The organism is Rhizobium sp. SEMIA 4085 (genome assembly GCF_013004495.1).
GTDB lineage: Bacteria > Pseudomonadota > Alphaproteobacteria > Rhizobiales > Rhizobiaceae > Rhizobium > Rhizobium gallicum.
On the sequence record NZ_JABEPH010000293.1, the window covers coordinates 1 to 7887 of the forward strand.

The following is a 7887-nucleotide window of genomic DNA, read 5'->3' on the forward strand; positions in this document are numbered from 1 at the left end:
AGTGAGAAGTGTGCGCGCACTGAGCATCCTCCTCGCAGTAAGGGCAGGATGCGGGAGATCGACCGGCCTGTATAGGGGCAAGGCGGCAAGTCGTTTGCGGGTTTTGCGCAACAAGCTGCGGGTTTCCGCAAGACGGCGGCGCTTCCGCGAGGCTTACTGCGAAGCGATCGCGGCGGGTTGAGGAGCCTGCTGCCGTCTCGGGGAGGAAATGACAATGCTGCATCTCGCACCCGCAGCCATGTTCGACCACTATCTCGGCATTTCCCGGCTGCTCGCGGGCCAGCTCGACTTCCGCTCGGCCATCCGTTCAGTCGCGGCCGAGGTTGCCCATATCATCCCGCACGATCATCTCGATGTCTGTGTTCTCCTTGAGGGCGGCAACTACCACACGGCCTACGAGACGGGCATCGAGACTGCCTGGGGCGACCTTGCCGGCGCGCCGGTGGTCAACAGTCCCATCCGCTCGCTGCTCTGGGGCGAGGTGGACTTTCTCCTGGCGGACGACGCCATGACGGACCCGCGTTTCCATTTCGAGGGCGCGTTCAAGCGGCCGATCGTCGAACAGTCGCTGAGGAGCCGCTTGCATGTACCGATGAAGGTACAGGGCACGATCATCGCGGCGCTGTCGTGTTCGTCGCAAAGGGCGGATGTCTATACCATGGAGGATATCGAACGCGCCCGCATCATCGCCGACCTGCTGACGCCCTATTTCTTCGCGCTGCAGGCGGCCGAGCAGGCGCAGCGCTCAGCCATCGTGGAGGCGGAGGCCCGCGCGCGCGAGGAGGGCTTGCGACAAGGCGCGTTGAAGCTGACCGAAGCACTGGAGCAGGAACGCCAACGGATCGGCATGGACCTGCACGACCAGACGCTCGCCGACCTGACGCGGCTCGCCCGCCGGATCGATCGGCTGTCGCGCAATGCCGAGGTGGCGCAAGAGGCGCTCGAGCCCATCTCCCGTTCCCTCCAGCATTGCATGCAGGATCTGCGGCAAATCATCGAGCAGGCAAAACCCTCCGTGCTCCAGCTCTTTGGCCTCGCCCAAGCGATCGAGCATCATCTGGACCGATCGACCCGCGATACTGGATCGGGCATCGAATGGGGCCTTGTCGACGAGACGCACGGCGCACTGGAGCGACTGGAGCCGACTGTCAGCGTCGCGCTGTTCCGTATCGCGCAGGAGGCGATCAACAATGCGGTGCGACATGCCGCCCCGCTGGCCGTCATGGTTCGGCTCGAGGCCGACGACGACCGGCTGTCGATCGAAATCTCCGACGACGGGACCGGGCTCGCCAAGACGCGGGGACGGATCGGCGGAGGCATCGACAACATGAAGACCCGTGCGCGGCTCATCTCGGCGCGCTTCACGACCGGGCCCGGCCACAACAATCGCGGGACTGTGGTGCGCGTCGTGCTGCCGCTCGTGCCGCACGACCCGGCGAGCGAGTCAAACTGAGGAGAAGGGCACGATGAAGGTTCTCATCGTCGAGGACGACCCGCTGCACCGGTCCTATCTGCACGAGGCGGTCAACGCTGCCCTGCCGGAATGCGACACGGTGATCGAGGCGGAAAACGGAACCGTCGGCGAGAAGCTCGCCCGCGACCACAAGTCGGCGCATATCGTCATGGACTTGCAGATGGCGAGCCGCAACGGCATCGAGGCGGCGCGCACGATCTGGAAGGAGCGGCCGGAAACCCGCATCCTGTTCTGGTCGAATTACTCGGACGAGGCCTATGTGCGCGGCGTCTCCCGCATCGTGCCGGACGGCGCCGCCTATGGCTATGTGCTCAAATCCGCCTCCGACGAGCGGCTGAAGCTTGCGCTGCGCTCGATCTTCATCGAGAGCCAGTGCGTCATCGACCGCGAGGTGCGGGGCCTGCAGCAGAAGAGCCTCGGCCAGACGAACGGCTTCACCGATTCCGAATACGAGATCCTCGTCGACATCGCGCTGGGCCTCACGGACCGGGCCATCGCCAAGCGTCGGGGCCTGTCGTTGCGCAGCGTGCAGAACCGCTTGCAGCAGCTCTACGACAAGCTGGACGTCTACCAGACCGCCGGCGACGACCACGAGGACGGCCGCTTCAATCTCCGCGCCCGCGCCGTTGCGGTCGCTTTCCTGCGCAAACTCCTGAACTACAGCGCTCTGGAGCGGGCTGAGGCGGAGGTGCAGGAGTGGCTTGATGGATTGCATGACAGCCCGCGCGACAGGAATCGCAGGCGGGCTCGAACCTGAACTCGCCGCAGCGATCGATGGCTTCTTCCCATTATGGGCGGTCGCTGATGGTTCGCACGATTTTCGAGAAGAATTCCCGGCGACCCCGTTGCCGTTCTCGCCTGATTGAACTGTCGATCCAAGAGATACTACCCCACGGGCTAAAGTTGCCGATGTCTGCAGTTTACAGCGTGGTCGCTCCGCCAGACCCCGCGGGCGGGGGGATAATTGACCGTCTCAAATCGTGTTCTGGCGGCAATCTGAAAACAGTCAGCCTTTTGCATTGTTCGGCGCCGCAGGCGCGAACACACTTTGGAATACATGACGACCACAGGCGAAATTCGCGCTGTTAATTCGAAAACGACCTCGGATTGGATTCGTTTCAAAGGCATCCGGTCCGCCGGACGACCTGTCCATCCAGAACGGTATTTCGACTTGCTTGCCACGGGCGGTCATTCTTTTGTGATCCCAGAACGGAGCAGGTGAGAAGCGCCAAAAGGCCCGGTCCGTTGTCAAGCTCCTTCATCATCGCGCTGGGTGCGAAGATTGGAGACAACGCGCCGGTTCTGCACCTTGCACGAGCGCTCCGCGCAATCGCGGACTTCGCGGTCCTTGCCGTAACCTTTGGCCCACATGCGCCTGGCGTCCACGCCCTTGGAGGCGAGATAGGCCATTGCCGCATCGGCGCGCTTCTGCGACAGCGCCACCATTTTGGACGCGGAACCGGAATCGTCGGCAAATCCTTGCAATTTGACCAGCCAATTCGGGTTCTTGTTGAGCCAAGTGGCTTGGTTATCCAACGTCGCCATGGCGACGGAATCGAGCGTGGCGGAGTCCTGTGTGAAGTAGATCCGTCGACCGGCATTGAGGATGAAATCCTCTTCGCTGCCAGCCGTTATGTTGTCGAAACCTGGCGCGGGATCGTTGGTCTGACCGGTCATCGGCGCCGCGGCAGGTTCTTCCATTGAGGCGATATGGGTGGTGGTGCAGGCGGCGAGCACCAAGAGCATGGCCGCGGCAATAACGCTCCTCGTGTATCCGATGGTAGCAGACATCTGGATGATATTCCTTATTGGACCGGGGCTGTTTCGCCAACCTGAGCGGCATTTTCAGCCTGATCGGCAATATGCGGCAGTACCTGCACAGCGGTGCCGATCGGGCAACGCTGGTAAAGATCGATGGCGTCTTCGTTGAACATGCGGATACAGCCGCTGGAGGCGTCCTTGCCTATGCTCCCGGGCTCCAGCGTGCCGTGAAAGCGATAACCGGTGTCGACGCCGTCGCGAAGCAGGTACATGGCGCGGGGGCCGAGTGGATTTTTCGGTGAGCCTCCCGCCACAAATTCGGGCAGTTCGGGATGGCGCTTGCGCATCTCCGGCGGCGGCGTCCAGCGCGGCCAAAGCGATTTACGATCAATCGTGGCCCGGCCAAACCATTTGAAGCCCTCGCGGCCGACGCCGACGCCGTAGCGGATGGCTGTCTTGTTCTCCATGATCACGTAGAGAAAATGGTGCCTTGTATCGACAACAACGGTGCCGATCGGCTCGCTGCTGAAATATTTGACAACCTGGCGGTGCCACCGCTTATCGATCTTGGCGAAGTTGGTCTTTCGGAACGTCACGCCATTGTCAACGGCGGTTCCGGCAAAATAGGAAGACGCCTGGGCGAGTGCCGGTTCTTGCACCGCGCCGGTGCCAAGTAAAGCCAAACCACCAAGTAACACATCCCTGCGGGTCCACACCATCGGCAATATCCCCCTCAAAGCCAAACAGCGAAGTGTCAGTAAATCAGATTTTGAATTGGCCACAACAGAAAACTGCGTTCCTGTTAAATGACCGTGATCGAGTTGTGGCTGTTCTGCATCGGTTTCGTTCTGATCGTTACTTAGGAGGTCGCAACCAACAAACGCAAGGATCACTTGTGCGGGAAGACGAAGTTGTCAGCGGTCGCGACGTTGCGTCAAAAATATCTGGCATGTTTGCCGATGGACGAGGCGAGTTCAGGCTGCCCTTGACGACCGAAAAGTGAATCCCCATCTGCGGGCTAACCCGTTGGTCCGGGCCCCTCTGGCGAGTGCCTCGGCACTCTTGCGATGTCGGACCGTTTTCCGACAACCAGTGCCGATAGGGGATTATCTTTGGATCTCTCGTTTTTGCTTGTCGAGTGGCTGGGAACGCCGCTCTGGATGTGGTCGAGCTTTTTCGCCCTTGTCATCGCCGTTTTGTCGTTCGACCTCGGTCTTCTCCATAAGCAGAACAAGGAGATCGGCGTCCGTGAAAGCGTAAAGCTTTCCGCTCTCTATATCGCACTGGGCGTTGCGTTCGGCGGCTTGGTGTGGTGGTATCTCGGCTCTGACGCTGGCCTTGCCTACATGACGGGCTTTGTCGTAGAAAAGACGCTTGCGCTTGACAACGTCTTCGTCATCGCTCTGATCTTCTCCTTCTTTGCCGTGCCGCGCATCTACCAGCACCGTGTGCTTTTCTGGGGCATTCTTGGTGTCATCGTGTTGCGTGCCATCATGATCGGCGTTGGCGCGACGCTTGTCGCCGAATTTGCCTGGATTCTATACATCTTCGCCGCGTTCCTCATCGTGACTGGCATCAAAATGCTCGTCATCGAGGTTGCTGAGCCTGACGTCTCGAAGAATGTGCTCGTGCGCTTCATGCGCAACCGCTTCAACGTCACCGACGAACATCACGGCGAGCGCTTTTTCGTCAAAAAGGCAAATGCCAAGACGGGTAAGATGACCTGGTTCATCACACCGCTCTTCATGGCGCTCGTGATGGTCGAGGTGGCGGACGTCATCTTCGCAGTGGATTCGGTCCCTGCGATTTTCGCAATCACAACGGATCCGTTCATCGTCTACACCTCGAACATATTCGCGATCTTCGGTCTTAGAGCCCTCTATTTCGCCCTCGCGGCGATGATCCATCGCTTCCGTTATCTGAAGCCTGCGCTTGCCGTCGTCCTGATCTTCATCGGCTCGAAGGTCTTCGTCGCCGATCTTCTCGGTCTTGAAAAGTTCCCGGCCGCGCTGTCGCTCGGCATCACCTTCGCCATCATCGCCGCCGGGGTGGTCTGGAGCCTCCTCAAGACGCGGGATCAGCAGCAGCTTGCATGATCGGCGCTGCTCATAGGAACACCGTTAGCTACCGAACAGGAAAGGAAATAGATATGTTCTCGGATTTCATCGGCTGGATTTTTGCCGTTCTCGTCGTCGATCCGCTACAGGCTCAGATAGTGGAACAAGCCGAGCGCGCGAAGCTTCCCGTGGAGATCGTTCGCCAGTCCCAGGCCTGCCTCACGTCTCAAGGCCCGCAGCTGATCGAACGCGCCGCCGGCGACTACGGCTGGGCGGCGGCTACTGTCGTCAACCTTGCGATCGGTCGTACATCGCCGGCGGAGCTTCTCGATAACCAAGACCCGCAATGCGCAGCTTTCCTTCGCGTTCTAGGCGATGCCGGCGAGAATGCGTAATGGGCGGTTCCGGTTTGAAATGGCTTGAGTAAGATGTTCGAACAAGACGGGCACAAACAGTCGCGCGGAGTGGCCTCCGCGCAACTGAGGAAGATGCTGGAATTCGCCAGGGCGAAAGGCGGCCTCTCCATCGGCGAGGCTTTGGAATCCATGGGGCCGGCCGGCATCGCTTTCACGGTCCTGTTTCTGGCAATCCCGGCCCTGACGCCGATACCTGGCCCGTTCGGCATGGTGTTCGGCACGACGCTTGCACTGGTTTCGCTCCAGATCAGCGCGGGCCGTCGAACTGTGTGGTTGCCTGCCATCGTCAGAAACCGTCATGTTTCGTTCGCGACGCTTGATCTTAGCGTCCGTCCCTCGGGGCCGATGATCGCAAGGGTTGAGAAGGTTGTGCGCGCCGATCGGATAGAGGTCCTCACCGGTCCGACAGCGCAGGCCTTGCTCGGCCTCCCCATCTTCCTGCTCGCCGTGGTGATTGCCCTGCCGATCCCCTTTGGCAACGTGCTGCCGGTGTTGTCGCTGGTGATCCTGGCGGTTGCCATGATGGAGGGCGACGGCCTCGTCACTCTGATTGGGTTGCTGCTCGCATCGGCGACGATCGTCACAACCGCGGTTCTGCTCAGCTTCATGGCATCAATGGTCTTTGCGGCGTAAAGGTGCCCACCTGGCGTGTGTCGACGTTAACGTCCTCAAGAGCCGTGGCGCCTGCAGACAGCCCGTTCATATCTACTCCACCGGCGGCGACGCCCGAAGCATGGCGCCGAAGGGATGCAGGTTTACGAAAGCAACTGGCTTGCCCTGATCTTGCCGGCGGCCATCATGGCGGCGCAGCGGAACTCATCGGGCCGATTCGCGATGATCAGATCCAACAAGCTTGCGCAGGCCCTTGGGCGTCCCGGCGGGATCAAACACGCACAGCTGCTTCGAGGGCAGATCGCGCCGGCGCCGAGTATTGCTGCTGCCTGCCCAAAATTGCCATGCAAGAACGGTTACAAAGCCGACGGTTATGCCTAAATACTCTGACATCTTTATCGATCCCGAACCCAGATGCTGCTCTCACTCCGCAATGTCAGAAAATCCTATTTGACCGCAGAAGGACCTCTTGAGATCCTGAAAGGCATCGATTTCGATCTCAATGCTGGCGAAAGCGTCGCGTTGACCGGGGAGTCGGGAAGCGGGAAAAGCACCCTGCTTCACCTTGTCGGCGGGCTTGACTATCCCGATGTCGGGCAGATCCTCTCAGCGGGCCGAGATATTGCCGCTCTGGATGATCGGGAAAGGGCCCGGTATCGACGTTCGGCGGTCGGCTTGGTGTTTCAGCAGTTCAACCTGATTCCGTCGCTCGACGTCGCGGCCAACATTTCCTTTCATGCAAAGCTTGCTGGCCGACATAATCCTACCTGGGAGCGGCAGCTCGTGGAAAATCTTGGCATCGAGGCACTTCTCGCCCGATACCCCGAGCAGCTTTCCGGCGGCCAGCAGCAGAGGGTGGCGATCGGCAGAACGCTTGCCGCGCGGCCGCCCCTGGTTCTCGCCGACGAACCGACCGGCAATCTCGACGAAGCGACCGGGGACGCGGTGATCGGCATCATGCTGTCGCTGACGAAGAGTGCAGGTGCTGCGCTGTTGATGGTGACGCATTCTTCGAGGCTGGCACAGATGCTCGACCGCAGCGTTCATCTCAGCGGCGGAAGGATCGCCTGATGCTCTGGACCGCCGCAAGCGCTCTCGTTTCGCATTGGCGGCGTCGGCCTCTTCAGCTTGTTACGCTTATACTTGGTCTTTCGTTAGCAACTGCGCTGTGGTCGGGTGTCCAGGCGATCAACGCAGAGGCACGGGCGAGTTATGCGCGGGCAGCCTCCGTGCTCGACCAGAACGAACTGGCGCAACTCGTACCGAGCAACGGCCATTCCGTTCCCCTAAGCACGTATTCCAAATTGAGAAGGGCAGGCTGGAATGTCTCGCCCATTATCGAAGGCGACCATCGCTTCGGAAATGTCCGTGTGCGGCTTATCGGCGGTGGTCCCGTGTCGATGCCAGCGCAAGCGGGGGGCGTTTAGCCCGGGGAAAGGGGAGGCCCGGCTGGGGTGATGGGGGGTTCGGGGTCCCTCGTGGGGTCCAACGCGAACGCCCCTGGGGCTGGTGGGGTGGCCCGCGTGTGGGGTCGGGGGGGGACGGGAACTGCCGGAGGGGAGGACGG

Annotated in this window: 8 protein-coding genes and 1 pseudogene; 7 read left to right on the plus strand and 2 right to left on the minus strand. The window is 60.7% G+C overall.

Going from position 1 to position 7887, the window contains the following annotated elements:
- Nucleotides 1–214 precede the first annotated feature (214 nt).
- Both C9413_RS23765 and C9413_RS23770 read left to right on the plus strand, forming a co-directional pair.
- Nucleotides 215–1453, plus strand: a complete 1239-nt coding sequence (locus tag C9413_RS23765; protein ID WP_040114912.1) for a sensor histidine kinase — start codon at nucleotides 215–217, stop codon at nucleotides 1451–1453.
- 13 nt (nucleotides 1454–1466) lie between these two features.
- Complete coding sequence (locus C9413_RS23770; protein ID WP_052451762.1) at nucleotides 1467–2231, plus strand: response regulator transcription factor; 765 nt, start codon at nucleotides 1467–1469, stop codon at nucleotides 2229–2231.
- Nucleotides 2232–2722: 491 nt separating this feature from the next.
- Here the strand turns inward: C9413_RS23770 and C9413_RS23775 are convergent, their stop codons facing one another.
- The gene (locus C9413_RS23775) at nucleotides 2723–3265 is read right to left on the minus strand and encodes an OmpA family protein (RefSeq protein WP_040114913.1); all 543 of its coding nucleotides are present in this window, start codon (nucleotides 3263–3265) and stop codon (nucleotides 2723–2725) included.
- A gap of 14 nt (nucleotides 3266–3279) precedes the next feature.
- The gene (locus tag C9413_RS23780; RefSeq protein WP_040114914.1) at nucleotides 3280–3954 is read right to left on the minus strand and encodes a L,D-transpeptidase; all 675 of its coding nucleotides are present in this window, start codon (nucleotides 3952–3954) and stop codon (nucleotides 3280–3282) included.
- A gap of 393 nt (nucleotides 3955–4347) precedes the next feature.
- On the opposite strand from C9413_RS23780, the gene C9413_RS23785 reads away from it, so the two are divergent.
- From C9413_RS23785 to C9413_RS23805, 5 genes and pseudogenes are all read left to right on the plus strand, one after another.
- The gene (locus C9413_RS23785) at nucleotides 4348–5331 is read left to right on the plus strand and encodes a TerC family protein (RefSeq protein WP_040114915.1); all 984 of its coding nucleotides are present in this window, start codon (nucleotides 4348–4350) and stop codon (nucleotides 5329–5331) included.
- A 53-nt stretch (nucleotides 5332–5384) separates the two neighbouring features.
- Entirely contained in the window at nucleotides 5385–5687 is a 303-nt protein-coding gene (locus tag C9413_RS23790) for a hypothetical protein (protein ID WP_040114916.1), read from the plus strand.
- Between the two features lie 33 nt (nucleotides 5688–5720).
- Complete coding sequence (locus C9413_RS23795; RefSeq protein ID WP_170250979.1) at nucleotides 5721–6341, plus strand: exopolysaccharide biosynthesis protein; 621 nt, start codon at nucleotides 5721–5723, stop codon at nucleotides 6339–6341.
- A gap of 393 nt (nucleotides 6342–6734) precedes the next feature.
- On the plus strand, nucleotides 6735–7391 hold the full coding sequence (locus C9413_RS23800; RefSeq protein WP_040114919.1) for an ABC transporter ATP-binding protein: 657 nt from the start codon (nucleotides 6735–6737) through the stop codon (nucleotides 7389–7391).
- Nucleotides 7391–7726 (plus strand): annotated as a pseudogene (locus tag C9413_RS23805) (ABC transporter permease); the annotation flags it as partial. The gene C9413_RS23800 and the pseudogene C9413_RS23805, both read left to right, overlap by 1 nt.
- Nucleotides 7727–7887: the final 161 nt, after the last annotated feature.